Source organism: Methylobacillus pratensis, assembly GCF_054072455.1.
In genome coordinates this window covers 188,392-202,087 of the sequence record NZ_JBSUSR010000001.1, presented here as the reverse complement: position 1 = coordinate 202,087, position 13,696 = coordinate 188,392, and the positions used below count along the sequence as shown (strand labels likewise).

General features: G+C 59.7%; 12 protein-coding genes. 5 read left to right on the top strand and 7 right to left on the bottom strand.

What is annotated here, in order from left to right:
- Nucleotides 1–7: 7 nt before the first annotated feature.
- Nucleotides 8–2,584, bottom strand: a complete 2,577-nt coding sequence (locus ACW4YW_RS00955; protein WP_457135834.1) for a glycosyltransferase — start codon at nt 2,582–2,584, stop codon at nt 8–10.
- 42 nt (nt 2,585–2,626) lie between these two features.
- Complete coding sequence (locus tag ACW4YW_RS00950; protein ID WP_457135833.1) at nt 2,627–4,234, bottom strand: glycoside hydrolase family 17 protein; 1,608 nt, start codon at nt 4,232–4,234, stop codon at nt 2,627–2,629.
- 244 nt (nt 4,235–4,478) lie between these two features.
- Here ACW4YW_RS00950 and ACW4YW_RS00945 point away from each other — a divergent pair, with 244 nt between their 5' ends.
- Entirely contained in the window at nt 4,479–5,003 is a 525-nt protein-coding gene (locus ACW4YW_RS00945; RefSeq protein ID WP_457135832.1) for a hypothetical protein, read from the top strand.
- Between the two features lie 46 nt (nt 5,004–5,049).
- Here the strand turns inward: ACW4YW_RS00945 and ACW4YW_RS00940 are convergent, their stop codons facing one another.
- The 5 genes from ACW4YW_RS00940 to queG form a co-directional block, all read right to left on the bottom strand.
- The gene (locus ACW4YW_RS00940) at nt 5,050–5,856 is read right to left on the bottom strand and encodes a ChbG/HpnK family deacetylase (protein ID WP_457135831.1); all 807 of its coding nucleotides are present in this window, start codon (nt 5,854–5,856) and stop codon (nt 5,050–5,052) included.
- A gap of 13 nt (nt 5,857–5,869) precedes the next feature.
- The gene (locus tag ACW4YW_RS00935) at nt 5,870–6,265 is read right to left on the bottom strand and encodes a GtrA family protein (protein WP_457135830.1); all 396 of its coding nucleotides are present in this window, start codon (nt 6,263–6,265) and stop codon (nt 5,870–5,872) included.
- Nucleotides 6,262–7,233: a glycosyltransferase family 2 protein gene (locus tag ACW4YW_RS00930; protein ID WP_457135829.1), complete on the bottom strand. Its 972-nt coding sequence runs from the start codon at nt 7,231–7,233 to the stop codon at nt 6,262–6,264. The genes ACW4YW_RS00935 and ACW4YW_RS00930 overlap by 4 nt, the downstream gene beginning before the upstream one ends.
- Before the next feature lie 33 nt (nt 7,234–7,266).
- Nucleotides 7,267–8,880 carry an ArnT family glycosyltransferase gene (locus ACW4YW_RS00925; protein WP_457135828.1) on the bottom strand — a complete coding sequence of 538 codons (1,614 nt, stop codon included), beginning with the start codon at nt 8,878–8,880 and terminating at the stop codon, nt 7,267–7,269.
- A 91-nt stretch (nt 8,881–8,971) separates the two neighbouring features.
- A complete protein-coding gene (queG, locus tag ACW4YW_RS00920) occupies nt 8,972–10,039 on the bottom strand; it encodes a tRNA epoxyqueuosine(34) reductase QueG (RefSeq protein ID WP_457135827.1) in 1,068 nt (355 codons plus the stop codon).
- Between queG and tsaE the strand changes: the two genes are divergently transcribed.
- The 4 genes from tsaE to ACW4YW_RS00900 all read left to right on the top strand — a co-directional run bounded on the left by tsaE (nt 10,040) and on the right by ACW4YW_RS00900 (nt 13,661).
- On the top strand, nt 10,040–10,510 hold the full coding sequence (gene tsaE, locus ACW4YW_RS00915; RefSeq protein ID WP_457135826.1) for a tRNA (adenosine(37)-N6)-threonylcarbamoyltransferase complex ATPase subunit type 1 TsaE: 471 nt from the start codon (nt 10,040–10,042) through the stop codon (nt 10,508–10,510).
- Nucleotides 10,480–11,811, top strand: a complete 1,332-nt coding sequence (locus tag ACW4YW_RS00910) for an N-acetylmuramoyl-L-alanine amidase (protein ID WP_457135825.1) — start codon at nt 10,480–10,482, stop codon at nt 11,809–11,811. The genes tsaE and ACW4YW_RS00910 overlap by 31 nt, the downstream gene beginning before the upstream one ends.
- A gap of 2 nt (nt 11,812–11,813) precedes the next feature.
- Nucleotides 11,814–13,178: an MBL fold metallo-hydrolase RNA specificity domain-containing protein gene (locus ACW4YW_RS00905; protein WP_457135824.1), complete on the top strand. Its 1,365-nt coding sequence runs from the start codon at nt 11,814–11,816 to the stop codon at nt 13,176–13,178.
- A 117-nt stretch (nt 13,179–13,295) separates the two neighbouring features.
- The gene (locus tag ACW4YW_RS00900; protein ID WP_457135823.1) at nt 13,296–13,661 is read left to right on the top strand and encodes a putative quinol monooxygenase; all 366 of its coding nucleotides are present in this window, start codon (nt 13,296–13,298) and stop codon (nt 13,659–13,661) included.
- Nucleotides 13,662–13,696 lie beyond the last annotated feature (35 nt).

Genomic DNA, 13,696 nt, shown 5'->3' with positions numbered 1-13,696 from the left:
TGCGGAATTACGCTTTGGGCTTGCTGTCAGGCAGTTGCGCAATGATCTGGCAAGCCAGCGTGCTCCAGTAGGGCAGGGATTGCAAGGTCAGCATGGTGACCCACAACTGCGCATCGAGGTTGCTGAAGCCGCGGGCATAGAGCATCGCGCCAGCGGAAACGATCAATGCCAGCAATAGCAGGACCTCCTCGCGGATCGGCGTGAGCAGCCCGAAGATGCTGCCCTTGACGGCCTTGCCCTTGTTGGTGGTCTTGAACACGCCCCGCTTCTGGATCAGGCCCATCATGATGCCGCGCGCGATCGTATGGGACAGGCCGAGGCCAGCCAGCGACGCGCCGAAGATGTCGGACCATTTGCAGTCCATGGTCTTGCGGTAGAGGATGGGGCCCAGCGCGCCCTTGACCACCAGGAAGCACAGCACTGGCGTCAGCATGATGGAGACCGGCAGGCTGAACGACTTGGGGAAGGCCAGCATTGCCAGGGTCCAGCCGATCGAGCTCATGGTAAAGATCAGTTGCAGGCCATCGCCCAGCCAGCCCAGCCAGCCGGTCAGGAAGTGGTAGCGTTGGCCGAAGCTGAGCGTGGACCTGCCCAGCAGCTTGGGCAGGTGGTGCTTGAGTATCTGCATCGCGCCGAAGGCCCAGCGGAAACGCTGCGACTTCAAGGCCTCGAAGTTGGCAGGTGTGAGGCCGCGGCCGAACACGCGGTCGATGTAGCGCAGCTCATAGCCGCCTTCCAGCAGGCGCAGGCCAAGTTCCGTATCCTCGCAGATGCACCACTCGGACCAGCCGCCAAGATCGACCAGTGCCTTGCGACGCACCAGCGTCATGGTGCCGTGCTGGATGAGGGCGTTGCGCTCATGGCGATGGTGCATGCCGATACGGAAGAAACCCTCGAACTCCCAGTTGCTCATGCGGCGGAAGAAGTTGTTCTCGAATTCGCGGTGCGCCTGAGGCGCCTGCACGACGGCCACGCCCTGATCCGAGAAATGCGGGATCAGCACCGCCAGCCAGTCGCGGGTGACGACGTAATCGGCATCCACCACGCCCACCACCTCAGCACGCGGGTCGGTCTCCTGCAGCGCGAAGTTGAGCGCGCCGGCCTTGAAGCCGGGCCATTGCGGCAAGTGGTAGAACTTGAAGTTGTCCGGCAGCCTGGACATATACTCCTCGACCGGCTTCCACTTGCTCTCGTCCTTGGTGTTGTTGTCAATCACGAGGACTTCGTAATTGGTGTAATCGAGCTGCGCTAGGCTTTCAATGGTGGCGATTACCATCTCGGGCGGTTCGTTGTAGCAGGCGAGGTGGATGGAAACAAAGGCTTCCTGCTCCGCAGGCACCGGGACGGCGGGCTTGTAGCCCCTGATCCAGTAGCCCTTGAACATGACTTCGCTGAACTCCACGGCATAGGTCATCAGCACCGCTGTTGTCATGAGCAGCGCAAGAATCAAGGCGACCAGGATGATCATGTCGCGCAGCGAATAGTAATAATCTCCCGGCAGGTTCCAAGTGACCACGAGCACGGTGATGCAAGCCTGAAGCAGGATTGCCAGGGAAATCTGCGCCCCTGTGCCCCAAGTGCGGAACCGCACTGCAATGATGAGGATGGGAATGAAGGCAAGCAGCGAGCCCCATAATGCCTTGGAGACCCAGCGCAAGTCCTTGGGCACGGCGCCGTGCAGGGAGTATTTCTCCTGCCGTTCGGCATCGAACATGCCCCAGTAAGGGCCTGCCCAGCCTTCGATTTTCACCTTCCAGGGCTGGTCGATGGCTTCCATCAGGTAATAGTCGTATTGTTCATACGCAGTCTTGGCGAGAAACTCTCGTACGAAGCGTGCTTGGTTGACGTTGGAGGCGACGGAGGCATCGATGGTGGGGCCCTTGCTCGGCCAGCCGATTTCACCGATGACGATCTTCTTGCGCGGATATTTGTCGATCAGCTCCTGATACCGTTCCAGTGCATAATCCACGGCTTTCTCGGCAGGCAGGCCCTCATGGTAGGGCAGCAGGTGCACCGTGATGAAGTCGACGTGCTTGACCAGCTGGGGGTAGCGCAGCCAGACGTGCCACGGCTCCGCTGTAGAGACCGGCACGCGCGAGGTGCGGCGCGCTTCTTCCAGGTAGGCGATCATTTCGTCCACCGTGAGGTCGGCGCGCAGGATGGCCTCGTTGCCGACGATGATGCGTTCAATATTGGGATATACCGCCGTCCTTGCCAGCAAGGCTTCCAGTTCGCGGCTGTTGTCCTCGTGCTCGGGCCCCAGCCAGGCGCCGGCTGTCACCTTGAGTCCGAGCCGAGCGGCAAGCGCCGTGGTTTCCGGATTCTCCAGCGCGCCATAGATACGGATGCGGTTGGTGTACTTCTTCATGAGCTCCAGGTCTTTCAATATCTCCGTGGTGCTGGGATATTTACGTTCCTGGGGGCTTTGCCCGATTTGGTAGCCGCTGTAGGCGAAGCCGTTCACGATGGGCGGCGCGTCAATCAGCGGCAACGCCCGGTTGATGATCTCCCATATGCCGAAATGCAGCAGGGTGACTGCCAATGCAATGATCAGGGCTTTGCTGTATTTATTGATGAATTTCATATCGTTGTCTTTGGTTTTTTACTATTGACGCCAGACGCCCCCTCAAACCCTGGCTCCCTTGCGCGGCCAGCTTGCATATGCGAGCAAGGCGACCACGCCTAGCCATAAGAGTGCGTGCGTGTTCAACGGTTCCAAAATCAGGCAAATCAATGCTGTCGCCAGCGCAATGATGTTGAGCTTGCGATAGCGGCCGAACGTGGTGCGATGCAGCAAGCCTAGCAAGGTCAGGCCAATGGCGTATTGCAATGCCGGCAGGGCGTAAAGCGCCAGCGGGAAGTTACGGTAACGGCCGTCTATCGTATAGATGACGTAGCCGATCATCGGGTGCAGTTCGATATCGCGCGGGATGAAGCTCATTTTCGGGATCAGCAGGAAGCTGGTGACCATGCCGGCAAGCACGAGCACGAACAACAGGCTATGCGCCAGCTTGTTTGGCCCGCGCGCGATCAGGGACGGCAGGTTGAGCAGGGCAACGATGCCGGCCAGGCTGATGCCGGCCAGCACGATCCACTCCGTCGTGTCACGGCTGGCGGCAAGCAGGTAGCCCCACTGCACGTAGGCGGTGGCGCCCGTCAGAATGCCGAGCGAGCCCATCGCCAGCAGGGCGGGCAGCCTGTGCTCCTTGCGCGCCAGCGTCAGGAGGATGAACACCGCCAGGCCGGCCAACGCCCAGATGAACGGCTGGGTGCCGTCGCGTCGCTCCGCCACCGGCCCCTTGAATTCGAACTTGCTCTCCAGGTCGGTATCGTAAAGCCCCCAATAGCCGCCGACGGTGCCTTCAAGGTCGCGTTTCCATGGCTGGTCGATGGCCTCGATCAGGTTGTAGTTCCAGTTCTTGTCGTGCGCAGTCTGCACGAATTGGCGCAGGTAGGATGCCTGGTTGACCAGGCTGGGCACCGAGGCGTTGCGGTGCTTGCCGACCGACGGCCAGCCGGTCTCGCCAATGAACAAAGGTTTGGAGAAAGTCTTGCCCATGGTCTCCATGACGAATTCTGCATGAGGGATCGCATTGTCTATGCTCTGCGGGTCGTCCTCCCAGTAGGGCAGGACGTGCACGGTGATGTAGTCCACGGCCTGTTCCAGGCGGGGATGCTTGAGCCAGAACTCCCAGACATCGGCATAGGTGACAGGGACCTCGGTGCTTGCCTGGGCCTGCTGCAGGTAGGCGATCATCACATCCTCGGTCTGTTCCTTGCGCAGCAGCACCTCGTTGCCGATGATCAGTCCTTTGACCGTGTCGGGATAACGGTTCGCCAACTCGATCGCCAGCTCGACTTCCTTGTCGTTCTCGAGCTTGACGTAGCCTATCCATGCGCCCAGCAATACCTTCATGCCGAGCTTGGACGCGGCTTCGGGGACATAGTCCAGGCCCTGCTTGACGGAATAGGTGCGTACGCAGTCGAAGCGTTCCGAAAGCAGGCGCAGGTCGCGCTCTATCCTGGACTTGTCAGCCACCGTGGTGGCGATGAAAGGAGTTTCGCCCTTGCCGTAATAAGGCGCGTAGGAAACGCAGTTGAGCTTGCCGTTGGCCGGCAGTTCAGGGTCAGGCAATGCAACCGGCTGGTTTTGCTGCCAGAACCAGTGCGCCAAGAATACAATTAACAGGAGGTTGAAGATACTGTATCGCCACAAGGCAGCAGTTTTTATCATGTTTTGGTATGAATTTATGTTGGTATTGTTGGAGAGTCGCGAAAGCAGCGTTCGGTCAGCGATTTTGCGACGGACTATATTAAAGCACCTCGCCAGCAAATACAAAAAGGCAGCCTGTTTGGGACCTGCCCAGCATGGGATTGGTTGCATCGGCCTGGCAGGAAATATTTGCCCCGGCTTGCAGAGATGACATATATACGCGTTACAATAGCCCGCTATTGCCACAAGAATCAGAGTCCTTCGGATGAAAAAAGTAATAATCGTTTCGGCCATGCTGGCTTTTTCCGGCCTGGCTCAAGCAAAACCTGCGTTTACCGGCGTCAACTACACCGGCCTTTACGAGTGCAAGGGGGAAAACTCCTCCATTGGCGCTTACGATCTCGTTGTTGCATTGCGCCTCAACCGCGTGAGCAGCCATGGCAAGTTCGGCGCCTATTACTATGAAACCGAAACCGTGAACTCCACGGTCTACCACGGTCAGGCAGTGGTCGTCGGCAATCGCATGGCGATCAGTTTCAATATCCGCGACAAGAAGAACAACGTGGACCATAGCACTGGCCTCGCCTCGATCAAGAAGGTAGGCAAGGACAGGTGGAGCTTCCGCAAGGAATACTTCGAGCCCGATGACAGCGGCGGCAGCTACGGTACTGAAGAGTGCGTCATGAAGGTGCTGACCCCTGAGGAAAAGGAAGCCCTGGAGAAGAAAAGCCAGGAAAAAACGCCTCCCAAGCCCGCAGCGACAGCGCCGCGCAGCAGCAAGCCACAATAATGAAACAGGCCCGAAAGGGCCTGTTTCATTATCAGGGCATGCGATATCAGCGAGCGAACAATTGGCTGGCTTTTGCCGGCCGAATGTCCAGCTCCTGCAGCATTCCGGCAAAGCCGGGGCCGGAAAACACCTCGTATTCAACAGGACGGGCCTGCCGGATCGGGTCTGTGCCGTCGGTGCCCGCCAGTCCGGGATGGCACATCAGGGCGCACAGGCGTCCCGCCCCGATTTCCTTGCCCGCCATGGCAAGCCATGTCCTCAGCTGCTTTTGGTAGGTGGCCACGCTGCTATCAAACGCATAGACGCCCAACAAGGTGTCGGTAACGGCAAACCCGCGGCTCAATGCCTGCCTGCGCATCGCCCGGCTTCCCAGTGCCGAGATCACCCTGCCTTTCACGCCGTCATATGCGGGATGCGAAATCCTGATCCAGGGCAATTTCCCGGCATAGCGAGATTGCAGCTCTGCCAGCAGTATATCGCGCACCTGCGGCAGCTGATGCACATGCTGATGGCCGTCGACATAATCCGGGGCGCTGTTCATTTCCTGCTCGAAAGCGTTCAATTGATTCGCGATCGTGGCCTTTAGCTGCTGAGGGTCCAGACTTCTCAGCAAGCTGCGCATGACCAATTGCGGATGCGAGTGCCGCACGGGCCGGGAATAGGTGGTGAAATCCAGGTGCAGGCCGATGTCCGCCTGTTGCCTGATCTCAGGGGTGATGGCTGCGGCTGCTTCGCGCCAGCACGGGCTGAGGCTCAGGCATGAGGTGGCGGTCAGGCGCCCCATGCGGATAAGGTCCAGGATGCCATGGTCGATGGCCGGCCCCTGGGCATAATCGTCCGCACTGATGATCAACGGGATGGCTATTTCAAGCTCCTTTCTTGAACGCCCAGAAACGGCTCAGCAGGTACGTCGATGCAGCCACGACCACCATCACGGCCGCCAAGGCCAGCCAGAAGGGAAGCTGGCTGAAGCGCAGCAGGCTCAGCAGCAGGAGTTGGTTTGCGGCAAACCCAGCGCAGGCCACCAGCAGGAAGCGGGGCAGGGCGTATCCGTGTGTATTGCCGCTGCCGGCAAACGACAAGGCATGATGGCCGATATAACTTACCGGGAAAGCCAGCAGGAAGGCGAGGAAGTTTGCCAGGCCGGGACTGAACCCAAGCCAGCCTTCGAGAACAATGGCGCTGAGGTAGTGCACCAGCGCGGCGGCGGCGCCGACAATGGTGAACCACGAGACCGACCTGGCGTCCGCGCGAGCGCTCATGGCTGCGGCGGCTCGCTCTGGTAAGCGGCGGAGACTTCGGCAACGATATAGGGAGGGCGCCCCTTCACTTCGTCGTAAATGCGCGCGATGTATTCGCCGAGGATGCCGATGAACAGCAATTGCACCCCGGAGAAGAACATCAGGCTGGCCACCACGGTGGGCCAGCCCGGGATGGATTCGTGGAAGAACATTTTTTCCAGGATCACCCAGATGCCGTAAATAAATGCCAGCAAGGCCAGCAATCCGCCGACCGCGCTCGCCAGGCGCAACGGGATGACCGAGAAGCTGGTGATGCCAGTCCAGGCCAGCTGCATGAGCTTGAGGCGGGAAAAGGTGCTGACGCCGTGGCTGCGCGGGAGCGGGGTGTAGGGAATGCCGATGGATTTGTAGCCGACCCAGGCGTACATCCCCTTCATGAAGCGGTTGCGCTCGGGCAGGTTGCGCAGCGCGTCCACCACATTGCGGTTCATGAGGCGGAAATCCCCGGCATCGCGCGGGATGGTGATGCGCTCGCCCAGGGTCATGATTTCATAGAACACCTTGGAACCCCAGCGCTTGAAGCCCGATTCGACATGCCGGTCCTGGCGTACGGCATAGACCATGTCATAGCCTTCGCGCCATTTTTCCAGCATCTCGCCGATCAGGGAGGAGGAATGCTGGCCGTCTGCATCCATGCAGATCACGATATCGCCGCTGGCATATTCCAGTCCGGCGGTAATCGCGTATTCCTTGCCGAAATTGCGCGAGAAGCGTACCAGCGTGGTGCGCAAATACGCAGGCAGGCCACGCACAATGTCGGCGGTCTTGTCGCGGCTGCCGTCGTCGATGACGACGATGTCCCAATGTGGGTTCAGGGTGGCGAGCTGGTTGGCAATGTTCTCGACAGTCGAGGTGATCGCCGCGGCTTCATTGAAGGCGGGCACGATCACGCTGATATGGGGATTGGATTGGTTACGGTCTGTTGTCATCAATACGCCCTCGCGTTTCAACGGCAGTTGGGTTCAATGTGCGCTGCCCGGGATGCGGGGCTTGCGCTGGTGTGCCAGGAGCTGGCGCCTATCCTTCACCACGGCGAGGACTACGCCCATCCGCTCCACTTCGCCGATGATGCTGCCTTTCATGACATCGTCGCATCCCATGTTGGTTGTGGAAAGATAGAAGTCAGCCGCTTCCCAGCTCTTGGTGACGCTGAAGCGTTGGTCCAGGTAGGCGGTTCCCTGGATATTCTCGGCGCAGACTGCGACCAGGTAGGGCACGATATTGCCGTCGGCGTCGCGCTTGGGCTTGGACGATATTTCCTCTTCCAATATGTCGGCCGCCTCGCGCAGGCTGCTGGACCAGTAATCGCCTTCCCATTCCTCTTCTGCCTCGGCCATGGTGCCGGCCAGGTTGTTGTAGTAGATATATTCATAAGGGTGCAGGCGCCACAGCGTAGTTACCGTCAACAGGCATAGCGCGGCGCAGGCAATGCCTAGCCCCCGGCGTACGCGCGGCCATCTGTGCAGTGCATCCCAGCTCAAGGAGAGCCCCAAGCCTGCCAATACCGCGATCGGCGGCACGACGAAGGTGAAATGCCGGATGCCGTTATAGAGCGCAGGCTTGTCGATGACATTGAACGCGATCGGAAACAACGCGGCGATGAGCACCGCCAGCCAAGGGAGGAGCTTGCCGCGATGGGCGGACAGCTTGTTCAGGTGCAGTGCCGCGACCGCCGCCAGGCCAACCAGCCCGAGCAGGAAGACTTCAGGCAGGCGCACCAGCAGGTAGGCGGGCAGGTAATAGCGCGGCACGTCGCCTATCGGCATCACCCTGCCGTCCATGATGGTGAGCATATTGAATGCGAAATGCGAGAACGACTTGGCCGCCAGCAGGGGGTGGTCTGGCGACATCACGCCCCAAGGCCAGAAAATCGCCATGAGGATAAAGGCGGTGATTCCCGCGGGCACCAGGCGGATCATGCTATCCAGCCAGTAGCGCAGGCGGGCTTTCCAGCCCGTCACATTGACCAGCCCGGCCAGGCCCAGCAGCAAAAGCAGGTAGATCACGGCAAATGCGCCACCGATGCGTAGCCCCAGCGCGCAACCGACCGCGATGCCGAGCTTGACCGACAGCTTGAGCGGCGGGCGCGGCAGCTTTTCCATGACCAGCATGGTGTAATACAGGGCCCAGGCCATGCAGGTGGCGAAAGGCACGTCTTTGGTATGGGTGAACATCGCGCCGGACCAGGCGCCCGTGATGGCAAGCAGCAATACCGTGAAAAAGCCCGCGCGCTCGCCGCCCAGACGCCGCGCGATCTTATAGGCTGCGACAATCCCGGCGAGGCCGAACAGGGCGGACAGCAGGTGCCGCATGTCCCATACCCAGATCGGCAGGATGCGCTCGAGCAAGGCGGCGATTAGGTCGAACAGGCCGCCGTAGAGAAAGAGGTTGCGGTATTCGAACGCGGACCTGTCGGTGAAGCCGGAGCTATAGAAGTCAAGCAGCAGGCGGCCATAGATATGCTGAACCTCTTCGTCGTTGCTGATGCCGTACTGGAAGAAAGTGAAGGCAATAAAAAGGCCCAGGGCTGCAAACAGCGCTAGGCTCAAGCGGCGAAACACGAGAGGCGTGAACATGTGCCGGTCTTTATCGGATTTTGGAGCGGCGATTATACAATCGGGCCGGATTTTTTTATTACGGTCGGATAAATAAATTTCAGTCTTGGTTTTATCGCTGGTTTCCATGCCGGTTCAACGCCCAGGCCACGTGTTCACGGACCAGTTCAGAGGGGTCGTCGCGCCGTTGCTCCAGCGCCTCGACCACCTCGGGCGTCGTAGCGGCATTGCCCAGCCCCACCGCGATATTGCGCAGCCATTGGACATGGCCGATGCGGTAGATGGCACTGCCGGCCATCTTCTCCTTGAAAGTGGCTTCGTCCCATTTGAACAGTTCTACCAGGCTGATGTTGTCCAGGCCGTGGCGGACCTGGAAATCAGCTTGCTGCGTCACCTGTGCAAAACGATTCCAGGGACAAGTCAGTTGACAATCGTCGCAGCCGTACACGCGATTGCCGATCAGCGGCCGCAAATTTTCGGGAATGCTGTCCTTGAGCTCGATGGTGAGGTATGAGATGCAGCGCCTCGCGTCCACCTGGTAAGGCGCGACGATCGCCTGCGTCGGGCAGACATCGATGCAGGCGGTGCACTTGCCGCAATGGCCGGATATGGGCTCGTCTACGGGCAAAGGCAGGTCGGTGTAGATTTCGCCGAGAAAGAACCACGAGCCGGCATTCCTCGACAGCAACAGGGTGTGCTTGCCACGCCAGCCGAGGCCGGCCTTCTGCGCCAGCTCGACCTCCAACACCGGCGCGCTGTCGGTGAACACGCGGTAGCCGAACTCGCCCACCTGTTGCGCGATCATGTCGCTGAGCTTTTGCAGGCGGTTGCGCAGCACTTTATGATAGTCGCGCCCCAGCGTGTAGCGTGAAATGAAAGCCAGGCCGGAGTCCTGCATGACTTCTTCGCTGTCGCGCGCTTTTGGCGGCATGTAATCCATGCGGGCGGAAATGATGCGGATGGTGCCCGGTACCAATTCCGCGGGCCGGGTGCGTTTCTCTCTATGTTTTGCCATATAATCCATGGCACCATGGAAACCTTGGGCGATCCATTCCCTGTGGCGCGGCTCGGCGGCCGACAGATCGGTATCGGTAATGCCGACCTGTCCGAACCCCAGATCCAGCCCCCAGCGCTTGATATCCGCCGCGAGGGATTCCCAGTTGTTTAAAGTTTGAGACATATGAGTGAGAATTTTACACTGGCCTTGGCCGATGAGGCAGCGACGCTGGCATTGGGTGCCAAGCTCGCCGAGGTGCTGACGCCCGGGATCAATATCTACCTGCATGGCGACCTGGGTGCAGGCAAGACCACGCTGGTGCGCGGCATATTGCGCGCTCTCGGCCACGAAGGCAAGGTCAAGAGCCCGACCTATACTTTGGTTGAACCTTACACGGTTTCTAGATTAAACTTATATCACTTTGATTTGTACAGATTTGTTGATCCGGAAGAGTGGGACGCTGCCGGATTCAGAGATTATTTCAACCCAGAGTCCCTATGCCTGGTCGAATGGCCGGAGAAGGCCCAGGAGCTGTTGCCTGCGCCTGACATCGATATCCGCCTCCAGCCCGAAGGGCAGGGCAGGCGGGTAATAGCAAGCGCCAATACTGATTCAGGAAAGCAATGCCTCACAAAACTCGATCTTATTTCCTAGCTTGCCTGCTGGGGTCGATGTTCGCCCTGGGCCTGTTGCCTGTCTACGCTGCCGACGTCATCCAAGTTTCTGCGGCACGGGTCTGGCCTGCCGAGGACTACACGCGCATCACGCTGGAAACCAGCAAGCCGGTCAGCCACGGCATGGTCATGCTCAAGGACCCCGAACGCCTGGTGCTGGATCTTGATAATGTCGAGCTTGGCGCCGTGCTCAAGAGCCTGGGCGAGAAAATCAACCCGAACGACCCCTATATCCGCCAGGTGCGCGTGGGCAACTTCAAGCCTGGCACGGTCCGCATCGTGGTTGACCTCAAGGCGGAAATCAAGCCGCAGGTCTTCACCCTGCCTCCCGCTGGCGAATACAAGGACAGGCTGGTGCTGGACATTTACCCGGCCCAGGACCCCTTGATGGCCATGCTGGAACAGCGGGGCAAACCGGAAAATGCGCAGGCGCCCTTGCCCGAACTGCAGGTGGCCCCTGAATCCCCGGCTATCGCCGACGTCACTCCTGACGTCGCGCCCGGCTCGCCTTCTGCTGACAAGCCTGCCGCGGTGGTTGCGCCATCAAGCAATAAAAAGCCCGATGCGCGCATGATCACGATTGCCATCGATGCTGGCCATGGCGGCGAAGACCCGGGCGCCAAGGGCGCCAAAGGCTCTTACGAGAAAAACGTGACGTTGGCGATTGCGAAGAAACTGAAAGCCGCGATCGATGCCGAGCCCAATATGCGCGGCGTGCTGACGCGCGACGGCGATTACTTTATTCCCTTGCACGGCCGCGTCGTCAAGGCGAGGAAGATGCAGGCGGACTTGTTCGTCTCCATCCACGCCGATGCGGCATTGAGCGCGCAGGCACGTGGTTCCTCGGTGTTCGCATTGTCGGAGACAGGCGCCACTAGTGCCATGGCACGGCTGCTAGCGCAGCGCGAGAACGAATCCGACCTGATCGGCGGGGTGAGCCTGGGCGTCAAGGACCCCAACCTGGCCCGCACCTTGCTCGATCTCTCTCAGACCGCCACCATCAACGACAGCCTCAAGCTCGGCAAGCTGGTGCTGGACCATATGGGCACTATCAACACCCTGCACAAGCGCCATGTCGAGCAGGCCGGGTTCGCGGTGCTGAAGTCTCCGGACATTCCCTCCATCCTGGTTGAAACCGCCTTCATCACCAACCCCGAGGAGGAGCGCAAGCTCAACGACAGCGCGCACCAGGACAAGCTGGTGAGCTCCATCCTCTCGGGAATCAAGAAGTATTTCGCGGCGAATCCGCCCTTGGCCAAAACCAGAATGGTAGAAAAATAAACATGCAAATCAGTTTTCTTGGCGCCGCCGGGACAGTGACAGGCTCCAAGCACCTCGTGACCAGCGGCAACCGCCGCATTCTGGTCGATTGCGGATTGTTCCAGGGATTGAAGGTGCTGCGCCTGAAGAACTGGGCCAGGCTGCCGGTCGACCCGGCGACGATAGACGCGGTGGTGCTGACCCATGCGCACATCGACCATACGGGATACCTGCCGTTGTTGGTCAAGCAAGGCTTCCGCGGCAAGGTCTATTGCAGCGAAGTCACCTTATCGCTGTGCCAGCTGTTGCTGCGCGACTCGGCCCACTTGCAGGAGGAGGAGGCGCGCTACGCCAACAAGCGCGGCTATTCCAAGCACAAGCCGGCTTTGCCGCTCTACACCAAGGAAGATGCCGAGGCGGCATTGGAGCACCTGGTTGCCATACCCCTGGGGCAAGATACCGAAATCCTGAACGGCATCACCATCAAACTGCAGCTTGCGGGGCATATCCTAGGCGCGTGCACGGTGCTGTTAAAGGACGAGCAGACTTCCGTCCTGTTCTCGGGCGACCTCGGGCGCATGGAAGACCCATTGTTTTATGCGCCCACGCCGCCCGAGGCGGCAGACTACCTCGTGGTGGAATCCACCTATGGCAACCGGCTGCACGAGAAAGCCGCGCCCGAAACCCAGCTGGCAGAGGTCATCAACCGTACCGCCAAGCGCGGCGGCATTGTGCTGGTGCCCGTGTTTGCCGTCGGGCGGGCGCAGGAAGTGCTGTACTACATACACAAGATCAAGCAGGAGGGGCTGATCCCCGACCTCCCGGTTTACTTGAACAGCCCGATGGCGGTGGATGCTACGCTGATCTTCCTTACCCACCATGCCCAGCACAAGCTCAATGCGGCGCAGTGCCGGGAGCTGGCGAAGGTCGCCAAGGTGGTGAACACCATCGAGGAGTCGATGTCATTGAACGAATTGCGGGAACCTGCCATCATCCTGGCCGCGAGCGGCATGGCATCAGGCGGGCGCGTGGTGCACCACCTCAAAGCGCTCGGTCCCGACCCGCGCAACACCGTTCTGTTCGCCGGGTTCCAGGCAGCCGGGACCAGGGGGGCGGCGCTGCTTGACGGAGCGGAAAGCGTCAAGATCCATGGCGAGTACGTGCCAATGCGCGCCGAGATCGCCTCTATAGACAACCTGTCCGCGCATGCCGACTACCAGGAGATCATGCAATGGCTGTCGCAATGCCCGCGCCCGCCGAAGCAGACCTTTATCGTGCATGGTGAACCTGTTGCCGCGGATGCACTCAGACACAGGATAGAAGAGGAAAAGCAATGGAATGTCATGGTTCCCGAGTATTTGCAAACCGTGGAACTCAATGGCAAATAGGGGCTTTACTGCCAGGTCCACCGACCAGCGGCACGACAGGCCCTAGCCGGCAAACCCAGGCTGGCACAAAAGGTGCGTACCAAAAGTACGTGAATGCGGTAACCGAGGAACAATGCAATGAGTAAATATGCGCTGTACATCAAGTTGGAAGCACGCCCGGAAAAGCGGCAAGAGCTTGAAATTTTTCTGAAAAAAACCTTGCCCGTGGTCAAGGAAGAGGACGAAACCAAGACCTGGTATGCCTTCAAGGCGGCAGAGAATATCTACGTGATTTTCGACACCTTCAGCAGCCAGTACGGCCGCGACGCCCATTTGCAGGGCAAGGCGGTGGAGGCGTTGCACCAGGTGTCGGATGACCTGCTGGTGCGTCCTCCCGAGTTCGTGCCGGTCGACCTGCTAGCGCAGAAGGTCGGCCTGGAGACGGAAGTGGTGGGCGATATCGACGTCAAGAAATACGGCCTGCGCTTCATCGACGGCCTATAAACAGCCGGGATATTAGCCTGGCATGGCGTGCCGGG

Excerpts from the sequence above, each read along its gene's own strand:
- ACW4YW_RS00945 (WP_457135832.1), top strand. The coding sequence starts at position 4,479 with ATGAAAAAAGTAATAATCGTTTCGGCCATGCTGGCTTTTTCCGGCCTG.
- ACW4YW_RS00950 (WP_457135833.1), bottom strand. The coding sequence starts at position 4,234 with ATGATAAAAACTGCTGCCTTGTGGCGATACAGTATCTTCAACCTCCTG.
- ACW4YW_RS00905 (WP_457135824.1), top strand. The coding sequence starts at position 11,814 with ATGCAAATCAGTTTTCTTGGCGCCGCCGGGACAGTGACAGGCTCCAAG.
- ACW4YW_RS00955 (WP_457135834.1), bottom strand. The coding sequence starts at position 2,584 with ATGAAATTCATCAATAAATACAGCAAAGCCCTGATCATTGCATTGGCA.
- ACW4YW_RS00925 (WP_457135828.1), bottom strand. The coding sequence starts at position 8,880 with ATGTTCACGCCTCTCGTGTTTCGCCGCTTGAGCCTAGCGCTGTTTGCA.
- tsaE (WP_457135826.1), top strand. The coding sequence starts at position 10,040 with ATGAGTGAGAATTTTACACTGGCCTTGGCCGATGAGGCAGCGACGCTG.
- ACW4YW_RS00935 (WP_457135830.1), bottom strand. The coding sequence starts at position 6,265 with ATGAGCGCTCGCGCGGACGCCAGGTCGGTCTCGTGGTTCACCATTGTC.
- ACW4YW_RS00930 (WP_457135829.1), bottom strand. The coding sequence starts at position 7,233 with ATGACAACAGACCGTAACCAATCCAATCCCCATATCAGCGTGATCGTG.
- ACW4YW_RS00910 (WP_457135825.1), top strand. The coding sequence starts at position 10,480 with ATGCCTCACAAAACTCGATCTTATTTCCTAGCTTGCCTGCTGGGGTCG.
- ACW4YW_RS00900 (WP_457135823.1), top strand. The coding sequence starts at position 13,296 with ATGAGTAAATATGCGCTGTACATCAAGTTGGAAGCACGCCCGGAAAAG.
- queG (WP_457135827.1), bottom strand. The coding sequence starts at position 10,039 with ATGTCTCAAACTTTAAACAACTGGGAATCCCTCGCGGCGGATATCAAG.